General features: G+C 55.4%; 12 protein-coding genes. 4 read left to right on the top strand and 8 right to left on the bottom strand.

Annotated features, from left to right (window positions below):
- The first annotated feature begins 101 nt into the window (after nucleotides 1-101).
- Nucleotides 102-1,295 carry an outer membrane protein assembly factor BamB family protein gene (locus MW898_RS12585; protein ID WP_248907814.1) on the top strand — a complete coding sequence of 398 codons (1,194 nt, stop codon included), beginning with the start codon at nucleotides 102-104 and terminating at the stop codon, nucleotides 1,293-1,295.
- 96 nt (nucleotides 1,296-1,391) lie between these two features.
- On the opposite strand, the gene MW898_RS12580 is transcribed toward MW898_RS12585, so the two are convergent.
- The 6 genes from MW898_RS12580 to MW898_RS12555 all read right to left on the bottom strand — a co-directional run bounded on the left by MW898_RS12580 (nucleotide 1,392) and on the right by MW898_RS12555 (nucleotide 9,000).
- The gene (locus tag MW898_RS12580) at nucleotides 1,392-1,841 is read right to left on the bottom strand and encodes a metal-dependent transcriptional regulator (RefSeq protein ID WP_248907812.1); all 450 of its coding nucleotides are present in this window, start codon (nucleotides 1,839-1,841) and stop codon (nucleotides 1,392-1,394) included.
- Nucleotides 1,841-2,326: a ferritin-like domain-containing protein gene (locus tag MW898_RS12575; protein ID WP_248907811.1), complete on the bottom strand. Its 486-nt coding sequence runs from the start codon at nucleotides 2,324-2,326 to the stop codon at nucleotides 1,841-1,843. The genes MW898_RS12580 and MW898_RS12575 overlap by 1 nt, the downstream gene beginning before the upstream one ends.
- Nucleotides 2,327-2,477: 151 nt before the next feature.
- Nucleotides 2,478-3,713, bottom strand: a complete 1,236-nt coding sequence (sufD, locus tag MW898_RS12570) for a Fe-S cluster assembly protein SufD (RefSeq protein ID WP_248907809.1) — start codon at nucleotides 3,711-3,713, stop codon at nucleotides 2,478-2,480.
- A gap of 12 nt (nucleotides 3,714-3,725) precedes the next feature.
- Nucleotides 3,726-5,156 (bottom strand): Fe-S cluster assembly protein SufB, encoded by a 1,431-nt coding sequence (gene sufB / locus MW898_RS12565; RefSeq protein ID WP_248907807.1) that lies wholly within the window; start codon nucleotides 5,154-5,156, stop codon nucleotides 3,726-3,728.
- A 29-nt stretch (nucleotides 5,157-5,185) separates the two neighbouring features.
- Nucleotides 5,186-6,094: an ABC transporter ATP-binding protein gene (locus MW898_RS12560; protein WP_248907792.1), complete on the bottom strand. Its 909-nt coding sequence runs from the start codon at nucleotides 6,092-6,094 to the stop codon at nucleotides 5,186-5,188.
- Between the two features lie 206 nt (nucleotides 6,095-6,300).
- On the bottom strand, nucleotides 6,301-9,000 hold the full coding sequence (locus MW898_RS12555; RefSeq protein ID WP_248907790.1) for a DNA-directed DNA polymerase: 2,700 nt from the start codon (nucleotides 8,998-9,000) through the stop codon (nucleotides 6,301-6,303).
- A 142-nt stretch (nucleotides 9,001-9,142) separates the two neighbouring features.
- Here MW898_RS12555 and MW898_RS12550 point away from each other — a divergent pair, with 142 nt between their 5' ends.
- The 3 genes from MW898_RS12550 to MW898_RS12540 all read left to right on the top strand — a co-directional run bounded on the left by MW898_RS12550 (nucleotide 9,143) and on the right by MW898_RS12540 (nucleotide 10,176).
- The gene (locus MW898_RS12550) at nucleotides 9,143-9,331 is read left to right on the top strand and encodes a DUF7331 family protein (RefSeq protein WP_248907788.1); all 189 of its coding nucleotides are present in this window, start codon (nucleotides 9,143-9,145) and stop codon (nucleotides 9,329-9,331) included.
- Between the two features lie 92 nt (nucleotides 9,332-9,423).
- Nucleotides 9,424-9,732 (top strand): DUF7322 domain-containing protein, encoded by a 309-nt coding sequence (locus tag MW898_RS12545; protein ID WP_248907786.1) that lies wholly within the window; start codon nucleotides 9,424-9,426, stop codon nucleotides 9,730-9,732.
- Between the two features lie 24 nt (nucleotides 9,733-9,756).
- Nucleotides 9,757-10,176 (top strand): DUF7346 family protein, encoded by a 420-nt coding sequence (locus MW898_RS12540; protein ID WP_248907784.1) that lies wholly within the window; start codon nucleotides 9,757-9,759, stop codon nucleotides 10,174-10,176.
- A 3-nt stretch (nucleotides 10,177-10,179) separates the two neighbouring features.
- Here MW898_RS12540 and rad50 read toward each other — a convergent pair whose 3' ends face one another.
- On the bottom strand, nucleotides 10,180-12,840 hold the full coding sequence (rad50, locus tag MW898_RS12535) for a DNA double-strand break repair ATPase Rad50 (protein WP_248907782.1): 2,661 nt from the start codon (nucleotides 12,838-12,840) through the stop codon (nucleotides 10,180-10,182).
- The gene (gene mre11, locus MW898_RS12530; RefSeq protein ID WP_248907781.1) at nucleotides 12,837-14,099 is read right to left on the bottom strand and encodes a DNA double-strand break repair protein Mre11; all 1,263 of its coding nucleotides are present in this window, start codon (nucleotides 14,097-14,099) and stop codon (nucleotides 12,837-12,839) included. Before mre11 ends, rad50 begins: the two co-directional genes overlap by 4 nt.
- Nucleotides 14,100-14,170 lie beyond the last annotated feature (71 nt).

The following is a 14,170-nucleotide window of genomic DNA, read 5'->3' as shown; positions in this document are numbered from 1 at the left end:
AACAGCACCTTATTACATAATATGCACGATTTAATTTAATGGTTACAAAATTTGTATATGTCTGAGCGATGTATATATGGTGATATGGGGGATTACGAAAGATGATTGATCGTCGTACATTTGTTTCAACTAGTCTCAGCACTATCGGTGGCACTACTATCATCGGATCTACGCATGCAGACACATCAAACAATTTCCAGCAACTATCTTCGGCAACAGCGGTTCAATCGAGGCCGACGAGCGATCTCTGGCCACAGTACCAGCGCGGGCCTGGAAATACGAGTGCCGCGATGGGTGCGTCCCCACCAACACAGCTGTTCACACTTGCTTGGATGTTTAAAGGAGCGAGTAACTATCCTGTCATCGATGAAGCGTCTGCGTATTTTGTCGATAATATCGATGGGACTGCCACATTGTTCGCGCTCAACCGCGCCACAGGGTCTAAACGCTGGACTGTCGATATGGATAACCCTGAAAATATCTACAACGGACCACCTGCTAGTATCGACGGGACCGTCTATCTGAGTGGACAGTATACCCGTGCGTTCGATGCTGCTGACGGGACGGAACTGTGGACTGTCGAAGACAGTGGGGCTGGCATGGTGGCAACGACAGAACGACTCCATCTTGCAACCGGACCACGGCTGTTCACCCTTGATCGAACCGACGGTTCAAAAATCTGGCAGCGTAACATCGGCGGATCAACAGCCCGTCACGCTGTTGCTGATCAAACCTTGTACGTCGGAAGCGGGACTCCTGAATCTGGATCTTTTGTTATTGCATTGGATGCAGCGACAGGCGAGCGTCGCTGGAGAACCAAGCTCAGTCACGAATTCCCACGTCTCATCGCGACTGATGAACACGTCTTTGCTGCCACTAATACAGCCCTGTATGGGATAGCAGCCGACACAGGGGATATCCTTTGGAGCAAGGAGTCCTCTCCGCTCCAGACTGGTCAATCTGAAAACGTTAGCCAGCCAGCCATCGGAGATGGCGTCGTTTATGCAGCTATTGGTGAGACGATGTACGCGCTTGATCGGGCAAGTGGCGACGTTCAGTGGGAAATGTTCATCAGCGAGTATGGTGGTGGGCCCCTCGTGGCGCATGCTGATGGTGTCGTCTATAGTTTCTATCTCGACGAATTACTCGTGTTGGACGCTGCCAACGGCAGTCTAATAAACACGTATCGAGGTCCCAAGGGGAGTGACATGTTGGACTTTCGAATCCTCGTGCCAGCCGATGAACGTCTGTATCTTGCCGATAACACGACCTTGTATGCAATCGCTGGCTGTTGATCTCGATACTACTCGTTGGTTATCGTCTTGAATTTGCTCCTGTGGTGTACATCGCCGACGCAATTCGCATGCAAGCAGACGGGACTCTAGCTGTGATCAATCGGCCACTTCCGAATCCGCTGCTTCTGTAATGTCACATTCTAAGAGCGCACAGACATCTGTTTCGGGGCCAAAGCAGTCCGGGCACTGTGGTTCGCGGTCGATGATTGTATCGAGGCGTTCTGCAACGTTGCTGTCGATGACCGTTTCGAGCGTTTGTGCTTCTGTGCGAAACCGTTCGACTTCGAGTACTTCTACGAGAAACCGTTCGATGATGCAATACGTTTGGAGCGCATCACGCGCTCGGGTAATCCCGTCATCAGTGAGTGAGACACCTTTGTACTTCTCGTGGTCGGCAAAGCCGCGCTCTTGGAGCTTGCCGATCATTTCGTTCGCGCTCGCGGGGCTTACGTCCAGCATATCAGCAACGCGGCCCGTCGAAGCGGGTCCATTCTCGACTTGCTGGACAAGATAGATCGCTTTCAGGTACTGGTCGGACGTATTCATTATCGGTCCTCCATCAGTGTGGTCACTTCTTCGACACCCTCGGCTTCCTCTTCACGGATACGACTGAGTACAGTAATCAGTCGTTGGCGATCGATTCCAAACGACGTATCAGAGGCCTCAATGGCCGTGATCACATCGTCGTAGAACTTGTAGGCTGTCTCCTCGTTGCAGAGCTGATCGTACAGTATGCCGTCAAAATCTTCTGGTTTCGTCTTGCCATAGCGGGCTTCGACGAGCGTCTCTATCTGGTCGAACGGCACAGGATCAGCTTCGAGTTCATCAACCAACGCCTCTAGCTCGGTGCGGTGGTTCGCGGATTCCTCAGCAGCGTGTTCGAGCAATGCGAGGATATCCTCTTCGAGTTCGGAGTCCATCGCCTGCGCGTGCTTGTACGCCCGCGCCTCAACGACCTCTTCGAGAACCATCCCGATCTGCAAGAGCCGGGCAAGTTGGTGATCAGACCCAACGGCGCGCGTGACACTCATGTCGAATAATATGATAGTGTTCAGACAGCGATGCGTTTACGTTCATACTCCGCATCGGAGATGCTGAAAGTTAAGTTGTTCCCTCTTTCTTCGGTCTCCGTCCTCTGTTCTTCGTCCGCTCTGTCTCCGTGAGTTGGTGTGCCGGTTCCAGCTACATCCGCGCTCGCAGACGGTCTCGGATTCGTCCGCTCACGTCTTCACGCAGTTCGTCAACTTCGATTTCCTCTAAGACGGGGACGAAAAAGCCCTCGACGAGCATGTTCTTTGCCAGATGCTCGGCGACTCCGCGAGAGGTCATATAGAACAGGTCCTCGGCGTCGACCTGTCCGACTGTCGCGGAGTGGCTCGCCTCCGTGTCGTGGTTGTTGATGATGAGCTTCGGAGAGGCGTCGGCTTCGCTCTCATCAGAGAGCATCAGCGTGTTCTCGCGCTGGTAGGAGCTTGTGCTCCATGCATCGCGCCCGACGTTCTGGACGCCTTCGTAGACCGAGCGAGCGTGATCGTCGATGACGCCGCGGGTAACGAGATCCGCAGTGGTTTGTTCGTCGTTGTGCCAGACACGAGCGTCAACGTCGAAGTGTTGGTCATCGTGACCGTAGAACGCTCCGACGATCTTCGTCTCTGAAGAATCGCCGTCGAGATCCGTCTCGACGCTCGTCTTCGTCAACCGCGACCCAATATTGCAGTCGATCCAGTTGGCAGTCGCGTAGGTGTCCGTGCTCGCGCATTTCAGCTGGTAGTTGTACGTCTCTTCAGAGAGATCCTGAAGCGATCCGTACTGAACGTAGCTGTTCTCGCCAGCAGCGAGCTCGACGATACCGCTGTAGTAACGCTCGCTGGAAGTGTCGTCCGTCGTTTCCGTGTCACTCCCGGTTTCTTGTCGTTCGAGGATCGTTACCGACGAGGACTCTTCGGCGATGATGAGCGTGTAGTTGAACAGCGACTGAGAATCCATCGTCGTTCGGATCGTCACGTCCTCGGCATCAACGCCGTCTGGGACGTAGACAACCGTTCCTGTCGTGAAGAGCGCCGTCGAGAGCGCCGTCAGATAGTTCGTTTGGGGATCGATGATGCTCCCGAAGTGCTCGCGCACGAGCGTTTCGTGCTCGTCTATCGCCTCGGCAAACGACAGCACCTCGACGTTGTTGGGTCCGATCCGGTCTTTTTGCTCAGTTGCGCCCAACGGATCGACGAGTGACTCGAAATCGAGCTCTGAGAGATCTGTCCACGTACGCCCCGGTGTCTTGATGACATCGGGGAACGCAAGCTCGGAGAGTTCGGAGAGTGCTTCGAGACGAATCTCGAGCATCCACTCCGGTTCACCGAGTTCCTCGCTAATCGACCGTACCTGCTTTTCCGTAGGATGTGCGTGTACCTGTGTACTCATTGTATTGTGCGTCTACCCGAGGCTCCCTTCCATTTCGAGTTCGATGAGGCGGTTCAACTCGACCGCATACTCGATTGGCAGTTCCTCGGTGATCGGCTCGATGAATCCGGCGACGATCATCTGCTTTGCGTCGTCGTCGTCCAGTCCCCGTGATTGGAGGTAGAAGATGTCCTCGTCACCGATTTTCCCGACCGTGGCTTCGTGTGCAACGTCTACCTTCGACTCCTCGATTTCCATGTACGGCATCGTATCCGAGGTGGACTCGTTGTCGAACATCAGCGCATCACACTCGACAGCGGTGCTCGAACCTTCTGCGCCATCGGCGATGTGGACGAGTCCTCGGTAGTTGGTCCGGCCACCGTCCTTCGAGATGGATTTGGACTCGATCGTCGATTTCGTGTTCGGCGCGTTGTGGTACACCTTCGCCCCGGTGTCGATGTTCTGACCTTCACCAGCGAACGCGATGGTGATGTGGTTGTCCGTCGCTCCGGGTCCTTTCAGGATCGTCGACGGGTAGAGCATCGTCGCCTTCGATCCCATACTTCCGGACACCCATTCCATCGTCGCGTCCTTCTCGGCGATTGCTCGCTTCGTGTTGAGGTTGTACGTGTTTTTCGACCAGTTTTGCACAGTGGAATACTGGACGTGTGCTCCCTCCTTGACGAAGACTTCGACGCCGCCCGAGTGGAGATTGAAGCGGCTGTACTTGGGTGCAGAACATCCCTCGATGTAGTGCACTTCACTGTTCTCTTCTGCGATGATGAGCGTGTGCTCGAACTGGCCCATTCCCTCGCTGTTCATGCGGAAGTACGCCTGAACGGGCATTTCGACAGTGACGCCCTCGGGGACGTAGACGAACGAGCCACCGGACCAGACTGCACCGTGAAGCGCCGCGAACTTGTTGTCGCTTGGCGGCACGCACTTCGTCATGAAGTACTCTTCAACGATGTCTGGGTGCTCTTGGACGGCCTTGTCCATGTCACAGAAGATGACACCCTTCTCCTCCCACTGTTCTTGCATGTTCTGGTAGACGATCTCGGACTCGTACTGGGCTCCGACACCCGAGAGGGCGTTTTTCTCTGCCTCTGGGATGCCGAGCTTATCGAACGTGTCCTGAATCTCTTCGGGGAGGTCTTCCCAATCGTCGACACCGCCCCGGGTATCGATGTCGGGACGGATGTACGGGACAATCTCGTCGATGTCGACCTCGCTCAAATCTGGCTGACCGGGCCAGTCGGTCGGCATCGGCATTTCGTGGAACTGACGGAGCGCACGCAGACGGCGGTCACGCATCCAGTCAGGTTCGTCTTTGTCATCGGAGATGAGACGGATTGTCTCCTCCGTGAGACCTTTCTCGGTCTGAAACGCCGAGCGCTGCTCCTTCTTGAACTCGAAGCGAGCCTCCGTGTCGGTCTCTTGAAGATGATCTTGTTCTGAACTCATTGTAAGTATGGTTTGGAACTCTGGCTTTATCAGGCTGTCTCGTAAACGTCTTCTCGGACCCAGTCGTAACCCTTGTCTTCCAGCTTGACGGCGAGTTCGGGGCCGTCACTCATGACGACCTCACCGTCGAGCATGATGTGGACGTGGTCGGGCTCGACGTAGTCGAGAATTCGCTGGTAGTGCGTGATTTGCAATACGCCAGCGCCCTGTTCGTCGCGCAGCGCGTTGATCCCTGCCGAGACATCTTGAAGCCGATCGATGTCGAGGCCGGAATCGATCTCATCGAGCACTGCAACGGACGGTTCGAGAACGGCCGCTTGCAGCACTTCGTTTTGCTTTTTCTCACCGCCCGAGAAGCCCGCATTGAGGTATCGCTGTGCGAACTTCTCGTCCATGTCCAGTTGCTCCATCTTCTCTTTGAGGAGCTGCTGAAACTCTGCGACACCAACGTCACCATCGTCCGCAGGGCCCTCCATCGGGCTGGTATCGTATCCGGCTTCTTCTTCTCCTTCTTCTTCGCTCTCGCCCTCCTCGAACAGCTCTTCGCGCTCTTCGATTTTCGCGTTCAGGGCCGTTCTGAGGAAGTTCACCATCGTGACGCCCTCGATCTCAGATGGGTACTGGAATCCGAGGAAGACACCGAGGGCAGCTCGTTCGTTCGGCTCCATTTCGAGGAGATTCCACGTTCGATTGTCTTCGGGAATCTCACCGTTTCCGAACTCATTCTCGTCGAGGTGAATGAGCACTTCGCCGTCGGTGACCTCGTATGCGGGATGACCAGCGATGACCTTCGCCATCGTTGATTTCCCACTGCCGTTCGGTCCCATCAGTGCGTGGATTTCACCGGACAACACTTCGAGGTCGACACCGTTTAGAATCGTCTCACCGCCATCTTCGTTTACCTTCGCATGAAGGTTCCGTATCTCTAATCGTGCCATGATAGGTGTACCTTGTCACCTGTTGCTCGGCTCGTCTCGCGTATAATGTTTTCGTATCGTTGGTGATCGAATTTGGATTATGGAAACAAAATTTCCCGAGTAGAAAAGAAAACGCAACCTATCGCATGTTTACTGTAGTTTTATAGGGGCTTAGGGGGTGGTGTATATTCACGTGATGCTCTGAGAATCTCGTGTTCAGTTCGGTTTCAAAAGTCGCCCAGTCCCATCTGTTGGTGTCCGGTTTTGACTTCGTCCCACGAGATGCCGATAGCTTCGAGAACGCGCTCAATGGGTCCTCTGAGCGTTCGGTCGAGCATTTTGTCCCAGTCGACACGGAATTCATCGTGTAGCTGATCGGCGAACTCGATGCAGATAACGTCCTGATTGCGTTTGAACTCGTTGTACGCTTGGTCTCCGGAGCCGTTGGCACTGATCCCCTCGTTGCCCTCGATACGCTGGAAGAAGTCGGGATGAACCCGGTCTAAGTACAGTCGTTTCGGCTTCGATCCGCGCATGAAGTTCGTTCCGAGCACTGCGTTCGCGTACTTCGCACCACGGACGTGTGCGGTATCAGTGTCGTAGTTATCGAGTCGCTTCCCGATTCCACCGGGGATTCCGATCTCTTCGACACTAATCTCGCCATTTTGGAACTGCTGGATGACATCGTGGACGTACTCCGTCACCTCATCGCGGTACTCCTCGCCTTCGCTCGTGACGATGAGTTCGATGACCCGCCGCTGGACTTCCTTTGTGACTGGCGCAATGTCAGAACGCTTGTATTCGAACCCTGTGATCTCGATGTCGTCTACGTCTTTGCCCTCTTTCCAGATGATGTGTCCGGCGTATCGCTTCTTCCGGCCCGCCTGGAAGAAGCGTCGGTACAATTTCTCGAACTCGATCTGAAACCGGTGCTCGGTCGCGTTGAGCGTCTCGCGCGCGAACTCGTCGTACGAGTCGTTGATCTGCTCTGCCAGTTCGAACGATTGCTCGATGGCAGCCTCTTTCGAGATGTCTTGTCCGAATTCAGTCATCACTGAATCGGTGTCACCGTACACGACCTCCTTTCCCATCTTGTTCGCGGCTTTCTCGGTGTGTTTTATCACTTCACGGCCGGTTGCTGTCACCGCAGCGCCCATCTCCGTATCGTAGAGACGGAAGCGGTCCCACGCGAGAACGCCATACAACGAATTCATCAAGACCTTTACGGCTGCCTGCTGGCGGTCGTACGTCTTGTAAGCCTCACTCGTCGGATCGTGTTCGTCACGACGGGTCTTCTTCTCGTCGCGTTCGGTGAGTAACTCATCGACCATCTCCCTGATGATCCCGTCTGGTTCTTTTCGAAACAGCGTTCCATTCGGGGCCTTGTACGCCTCACCATCGAACTCCGGGCCGACCTTTGTCTCGGGGCTCGCGTTGATGGTGACCATCGCCATCGGGTAGAGCGACTTCAGATCGAGGACGCTCACCATCTCCTTGAGACCGGTGATCGGATCGAAGACCGCGCCTCCTTCATACTCCTCTGACTCGACAGTCCCTTTCGAGGGTAACACGAGATCGCCGTACACTTTGTGCAGAATGTACAAGTCCACCGCATCGCCCGGCGTGGTCGCGTCTTCTAACTTACAACCGACGAACGTAGCGACCTCTTCCCAGAATTGGATAATACTCTGCTTTCGATCGAGTTCGATGCACAGCTCCACGTCTCGAAGGTTGTATTCGAGCAGCTGTTCGGGATCTTCTTCCCAGAGTGTCCCAATATCGCCCGGATAGCGTTCTTTCCCGATGCCCAGCTCGACTTCACCGACAGCGTCGAGTCGGTAGGAGTCGAGTTCGGTGAACTGCGTGCGCTTGTATGCATAGAGTAGATCGAACACGATCCGACCCTTCACATTCGGTCCCTGCCAGTCGTTGCGCCAGACTTCGTCCACCCGCGACAGTCGATCCGGGTTGAGTCCGTCTGTTCCACCCAACTCTTCCAATCGATCGAGGAAATACGGCGCGTCGAAGTCGTCGAAGTTCCACCCAGTCAGTACGTCCGGGTCGGTTTTCTCGATGTAATTGAGGAACGCTGTGAGCATCTGTTCCTCGCTCTCGAATCGGCGTACCTCTGCGTCGATGTCCTCCGAAATAGGTTCGTAGTCGGGGAGTCCGTCCGGTCCCTGTTCCCCGTTTGGTGACTCGTACAACCAGACGATGTACTGCTCGTCGTACGAGTCGTGGCTCGTCAGACAGATGATCGGCTCTTCGCCGTCCTCCGGAAAGCCAGAGCGGTCATCGACCTCGATATCGAACGTATTCACTCGGAGATCGGCCTCTACCTCGATTGGTTTGATCTCTTGATGGGGAATATCGATGCTCCCATCGTCGGCGCGTCGATTGGGGATGCGAATCCCACTCGTAATGTCCTTATCAATGAGAAGTCGGTTGGGAAAGAGAATGTCCGCTTCGTAGTGTTCGAACTGATCACGCAGTTGCCCCACATCGCGTGGCGTCTGTCCGAAGACCTTCGTTAACGACTCTCCACGGATGCTCTCGTAACCGTCCTCGCTTCCTGTGAGCGTATCGTACTCTGTTTCCGGAGGAGCGTCGAGCGACTCCGTTGGGGTATAAAAATACGGCCGAAACTCTCGAACGCGGACGTGCTCGGTCTTGTTGTCTGTCGTCCGTCCGAACACGTGAAGAATTGGGAACTCATCGCTACCGTTTCCTTCGATAGTGTAATCCACTTGTGTGACCGCGATGTCGACACTGCCGTCAGCATCAGGGTAGCGGTACGCAGCGGTATCGACCACGTCCGGGGAAACGACTGCGCCGCCGTTGCCAGCAACCGCCTCAGCCTCCGCTGACGGTCGACGATCGCTCTCATCACCCCCAGTAAAATCCGTGAGACGTGCGTTCTCGGTCATAGTCGTCGATGGGTGCGAGCGGGTAAAAACTCCGCTGATCCTAGTGATTCCATCGATATAGTCTGTTGTCATTTAGCTGCGGCAATCTTTGAGTGTGCCCACAAGATATATAGTGTGCTATTGATTACCATGTAATACGGCAATGTCTGACAATGACGTCCCGTCAACGCCGGATCGTGCGGACGAATCGCGTCCTGAGTCAGCCGTTTCCAACGCCATCGCATCGACCGAGGCGTACGAAACTGATGAGGGTGTCGTCTTCTACGATGCCGACAACCCGCTCGCGTGGATGCAGTCCCGCGAGACTGTTCGATTAGACGACGCCGCATAGCTCTCCTCTCATCCCTGATTTCTGCGTGTGACTGTACAGATCAGTACACGGCAACGAGAGTCTTTTGTGAATCGCCAACCATATGTGTACTCGTGGATCCGACTGAAGACGATAGCGCTCTCGGGCTGAACGAACCAGATGAGTTCGATCCCGATAGTCTTGGCCCGCAGGTCGATATCCCCGAGCCGCCAGATTTCTCCGAGTCTGACGTTTCCACAGATCTGTATCGGACATTTTGGATTGTTGTCGTCATGGCCAAAATCGGGCTGCTTGCAACTAGTCTTGGAGGGATGATTATCATCTTTCAGGGACGCCTCCAATTCGGGGGCTCTATTTTAGCCGTCGGCGTGCTCGCACTCATTGTCGGGTATCGTCGGTACCGAAGCTATCAGAACGGATAATGGCCTGTGGTTGCTACGTAACGTATGCGCACGGTCCGGACCGACGACGGATGCCGATATCTTCTCATCAAACGATCGAGCGGTTCCTCGCTCGTTCGTGACCCCGAGACCGGTGACGAGCGTTACATCGAAAACGAGAAACTCGAATGTACTGGTGTCTCATCGCTCGAAACCGCCGCACAAGCGATCGCTGCTCCCGTTCGTCGAATCATTCGCGTCGCGTCGAGTGACCACGCTCTCGGTGTGTTAATAATTCTTGACCGACGTGGACCGATGGCCGCCGTTGACCTCATGGAGTGTTCCGATCTCTGTGAAAGCGATCTCAACGGGCTTCTCACGGAGCTACGCGCTGCTGAACTCATCGAAACAGTCTCGATCGGTGGTGTTCCCGGCTACAAAACGACCGAACAAGCGAGTGAAGGGATCTCGGCGTTGTGTGACTGATTTTTATACGGAGAGTGCTTTTCGCCGTTCGATTGTCGAGCGATTCGTTGTCGGATCTTTTGCGACGTTCACGAGGTCGTCAGCCGCTCCAACGAGTTCGTCGTCGTGACTGACGACGACGATCTGTTCGACACCGATCTCGCGCATCGATGTGACGAGATCCAAAAGCTTCGAGACGTGCCCCGAATCGAGGAACACCGTCGGTTCGTCGAGAATGAGTGGAGGCATCGGTGCCGCTCCATCGATTCCCTCAGCAAGCAGCCGATACACGGCACAGCGCAGGCTGAGATTGAACAGTGCGCGTTCGCCACCCGAGAGCTGTTCGGGATCGAGGACTTCTCCATCTTTCTGGTACACCGTTAGTTCGTAATCGCCATCGAGCTCAATTCGTGCGTACGAATCGTTCTGATAGAGCAGCCCGAACGTATCGTTCAACAATCGTTCGAGCTTCTGGACGTTGCGCTGGCGCAGCTCGGATCGCAGTTCCGCGTACATCGTCTGGAGCTGTTCGGTCTCCTCGTACAGTGCGGTCAGTCGCTCGACGGTCGCTGTTAGCTCCTTTTGACGCTCTCGCAGCTCTTCTAACGTCTCGATCTCGTTCTGGATCGCTCCGATGTGTCCCTGTAGCGTGTCGCGTTTCTCTGCGAGATCAGAGAGCTTGTCATCGGCCCATTCGATGTAGCGCTCTGCCCCCGTCTTGTTCTCTTTGGCCTTCTCGATCCGCGCTTCGTCGAACTGCTCTTCGAGGTCCTGTTTCTGCTGTCGCTTTTCTGTAACGCTCTCTCTGCGCTCTGTGTTCAGTTCCTCGAGTTCTTCCCGTCGCGTCCGGAGCCGTTCTATCTCAGTCTCTGCTGTGTCGATATCGTCCAGTAGGGATTCGATCGTTTCGAGTCGTTCAATCCGTTCGTTGACGGTCTGGCGTTCGGCGTTGATCTCACCGATGGTCGATCGACAGTCCGCGGCTTGTTCGCGGGCCTCGGTTGCTTCCTCACGCTTCTTTTGTGCCTTCTCTACGTGGGTGTCTGCTGTCTCTCGTAGCTCGGCGCATTGGTCACGTTCCTTCGAAACGGACGCTTTCTCGTTCTCAATAAGCTGCTCTTCTGTATCGATTTCCGATTCGAGCCGTTCAATGTCTGCTTCGAGTTCGACGAGTGTGTCCGCTGTCTTGAGCCGTTCGTCCGCAGCCTCTCGCTCAGTCTCGATCGTGTCGAGTGCCGATTCGAGTTCACGGACGCGTTCGCGGCGCTCTTCAATCGCCTCGACGTGTGGTGAGCCATCGACAGGCTGTCCACATTCGGGACATTTTCCTTCGGCCTGCAGTTGCTCTGCCTCTTCCACAGCGTCTCGTGCTGCACTCAGCTCGCTTCGTCGCTCGGCTTCGCGCTCGCGCAGTTCCGTCTGCTCTTTGGAGACGGTCTGTCGGTGCTCACTCGCACTGCCGAGCTCACAGGGTGCGCTCTCGAACTGCTCGAGTTTTTCAGACCGCTTTGTGCGTAATGATTCTAACTTCTCGTGCCGCTCGGTGAGGATCTCGTTTCGTTCTTCGAGTGTCGTTTCGAGTTCGTCTACGTTCTCTCTTGCCTCTTCGGCCTGTCGTTCGTGCTCTTCAGCTGTCTCCTCAAGCTGTGTGGCTCGATTGCTCTGTTCCTGTGCGCTCAACTGCTGCTCTTGTAACGTCTCCAATAGCTCTTCATCGCGTGTTTCGAGTGTATCGATCCGTTCTTCGACTTTCGGGTCAGAACCGTCGAGATCGACCGTTTCAAGCGTTTCCTCAAGTTGATCGCGTTTTTCATCAACGCTTTCGCGTTCCTCACGGAGGCGCTTGCTCATCGTGTTCCGTTCGCGCTCGGTCGTTTCGATGCTCGTCTGAAGGTCTTCGATATCGTCCGCGAGCGTCTCGATTTTCGATCGCTGCTCGTCGGCTTCTTCGATCACCTGCTGCTCGTGATCGCGCGTCGTAATCGCCTTCTCTCGCTTGGTTTCAATGCGGTCGATCTCTTCGACGATTTCGGTGCGTTCTGTCTGACACTCGTTCAGGCGCGCGTGAAGGTTGCTCTCTTCTTTTTCTTCAATCTGGTCGATAAGGCCCGTCAGCTCTCCTTCTTTGTTGTCACGGACGCGCCCAACGCCAACGCGCGCGTCACTAGCCCGCTCACGATAATCCTCCAATCGCCCGAGTTGCAGGAGGTCATCGATCATATCCTGTCGCTGGCTCGGCGTCGCGTTGATGAGTTTGTTTACTTCACCCTGACGAACGTAGGCGCAGTTGACGAACGCTTCGTCGTCCATTCGGAGGAGGCTGCCAATTCGATTACGAACGTCAGTTGCACCTTCGATAGTTTCGTCGGAGTCGGGCGTTTCGAGCACGCATTTCGTCGTCCGTGCGCTCTCGTCTCGGACGTGGATGCGACGCTCGATGTGATACTCGGCTCCGTCGTGTTTGAACCAGAGTTCGACAGTCGCTTTCTCGGCACCGATCGTGACGATCTCGTCGAGTCGGGCGTCCAACGCTTTCGATCCGTACAGCGCGAAGAAACACGCCTCCAACAGCGATGATTTCCCGCTTCCGTTCAGTCCGTGGATGACCGTCACGCCACGGTCGAGACGAACCTCGACGTTTTCGTAGCATTTGAAGTTCATGAGCCGAAGCCGCTCGAATCTCACTGGTACTCACCCATTGTCGACTGTTCAGCCCCTCCGTCGGCTGCCGTCTCCCCGTCGTCGGCCTCTTCCTCTGTACTCTCCGAAACCGCAGCGCCGTCGTTTGCGTCGCCGTTTTCTCTCTTTGCTTGTGCATCGGTGTCGACAGCGAACGCATCAGCGTCGTCGATGAGATCTTGAACTCGTCGTTGGACTTCATCCGCCACGTTCGCGTCTGCGATGGTGTTCGTCCGGACGGTTTCGTCGATGCCCTGCGCGGCCACGCTCAACCCGAGATCGCGTACTCGTTCGCGGACGGCTTCATCCGGATCAGCGAAGTTTGCCTCGATTTCCTCCTCGTCATCTCGTTCGCGCCGATCGGTTACACGAGCGACGAGCGCCCCTTGTTCGTCGATAAACGACTCGACACTAGCAGGAGCGACAGGATCGCCTTCACCATCAATCGTGACGACAACAACGCTGTCGGTCAGATCGTGTTGGCCAACACGTTCTGTGATTCGCTCAATTCCTTCCCCGGACTTGAGTTCGAGATCGATGAACACGAACTCGCGTGTCTCCAGGCCACGCCGTGAGATGTGAACCTGATGGGAGTCAGACTCTTCAGAAAAACTAACGATGTTGTAGCCTCGCTCGTCAGTTTCGGACGCACTCGCGCGCTCGGTTGATCCACAGTACGTAACCACCGTTCCGTCGATCTCCGTGCGGTCTGGCGTGTGGTTATCACCGAGCAACATTGCATCGAACGACACCGTTGATTCTTGTAGCACCTGCTCTGTGGCCCAGTCGCCGTACTCGAACGGTTCGAACAGTCCATGAGTAACGAGCACAGCGTGTTCGGCGGTGTGAGGTTCGAAGTCGTACTCCAGCGCAGCACGCTGTGCACGGGGGACGAAGTCCATTCCATAAAAGGCCGTGTCGCCAACGACGTGTGGCGTTCGTCCGATTCGAACAGCCAATCCGAGTGACTCGAACAGATCGAGCCACTGAACATCCCGTTTCGATTCGTGGTTACCGACGACAGCGAGGAACGGGATGTCGGCGGCTGCAAGCGGCCGGAGTCGTGAGAGTGTTCCGAGAATGTCCTGTAGGCCGGGCTGTCGGTCGTGGAAAAGGTCGCCAGCGTGAACGACCGCATCAACCTCGTCGTCGATCGCATCATCGATCACTTGTCCGAACGCATCGAGGAAATCGTGGCGGCGTTCGGGCTGGTGATACTGCTGATACCCGATGTGCGTATCGCCCGTGTGAATCACGCGCGTCATCTGTTCGAGAGTTTTACTCCAATACCTAAATCGATTGTGCGAGCGTCCCGAAAGTGATCGACGGGCACGCC

The organism is Halocatena marina (assembly GCF_023276375.1).
Classification (GTDB): domain Archaea; phylum Halobacteriota; class Halobacteria; order Halobacteriales; family Haloarculaceae; genus Halocatena; species Halocatena marina.
The sequence above is the reverse complement of the archived record's forward strand: the minus strand, read 5'-3'. Positions and strand labels throughout refer to the sequence as shown.

Coding starts and splice junctions, on each gene's coding strand:
- MW898_RS12560 (WP_248907792.1), bottom strand. CDS start 6,094: ATGGCACGATTAGAGATACGGAACCTTCATGCGAAGGTAAACGAAGAT.
- sufD (WP_248907809.1), bottom strand. CDS start 3,713: ATGAGTACACAGGTACACGCACATCCTACGGAAAAGCAGGTACGGTCG.
- MW898_RS12580 (WP_248907812.1), bottom strand. CDS start 1,841: ATGAATACGTCCGACCAGTACCTGAAAGCGATCTATCTTGTCCAGCAA.
- sufB (WP_248907807.1), bottom strand. CDS start 5,156: ATGAGTTCAGAACAAGATCATCTTCAAGAGACCGACACGGAGGCTCGC.
- MW898_RS12540 (WP_248907784.1), top strand. CDS start 9,757: ATGCGCACGGTCCGGACCGACGACGGATGCCGATATCTTCTCATCAAA.
- mre11 (WP_248907781.1), bottom strand. CDS start 14,099: ATGACGCGCGTGATTCACACGGGCGATACGCACATCGGGTATCAGCAG.
- MW898_RS12575 (WP_248907811.1), bottom strand. CDS start 2,326: ATGAGTGTCACGCGCGCCGTTGGGTCTGATCACCAACTTGCCCGGCTC.
- MW898_RS12555 (WP_248907790.1), bottom strand. CDS start 9,000: ATGACCGAGAACGCACGTCTCACGGATTTTACTGGGGGTGATGAGAGC.
- MW898_RS12550 (WP_248907788.1), top strand. CDS start 9,143: ATGTCTGACAATGACGTCCCGTCAACGCCGGATCGTGCGGACGAATCG.
- MW898_RS12585 (WP_248907814.1), top strand. CDS start 102: ATGATTGATCGTCGTACATTTGTTTCAACTAGTCTCAGCACTATCGGT.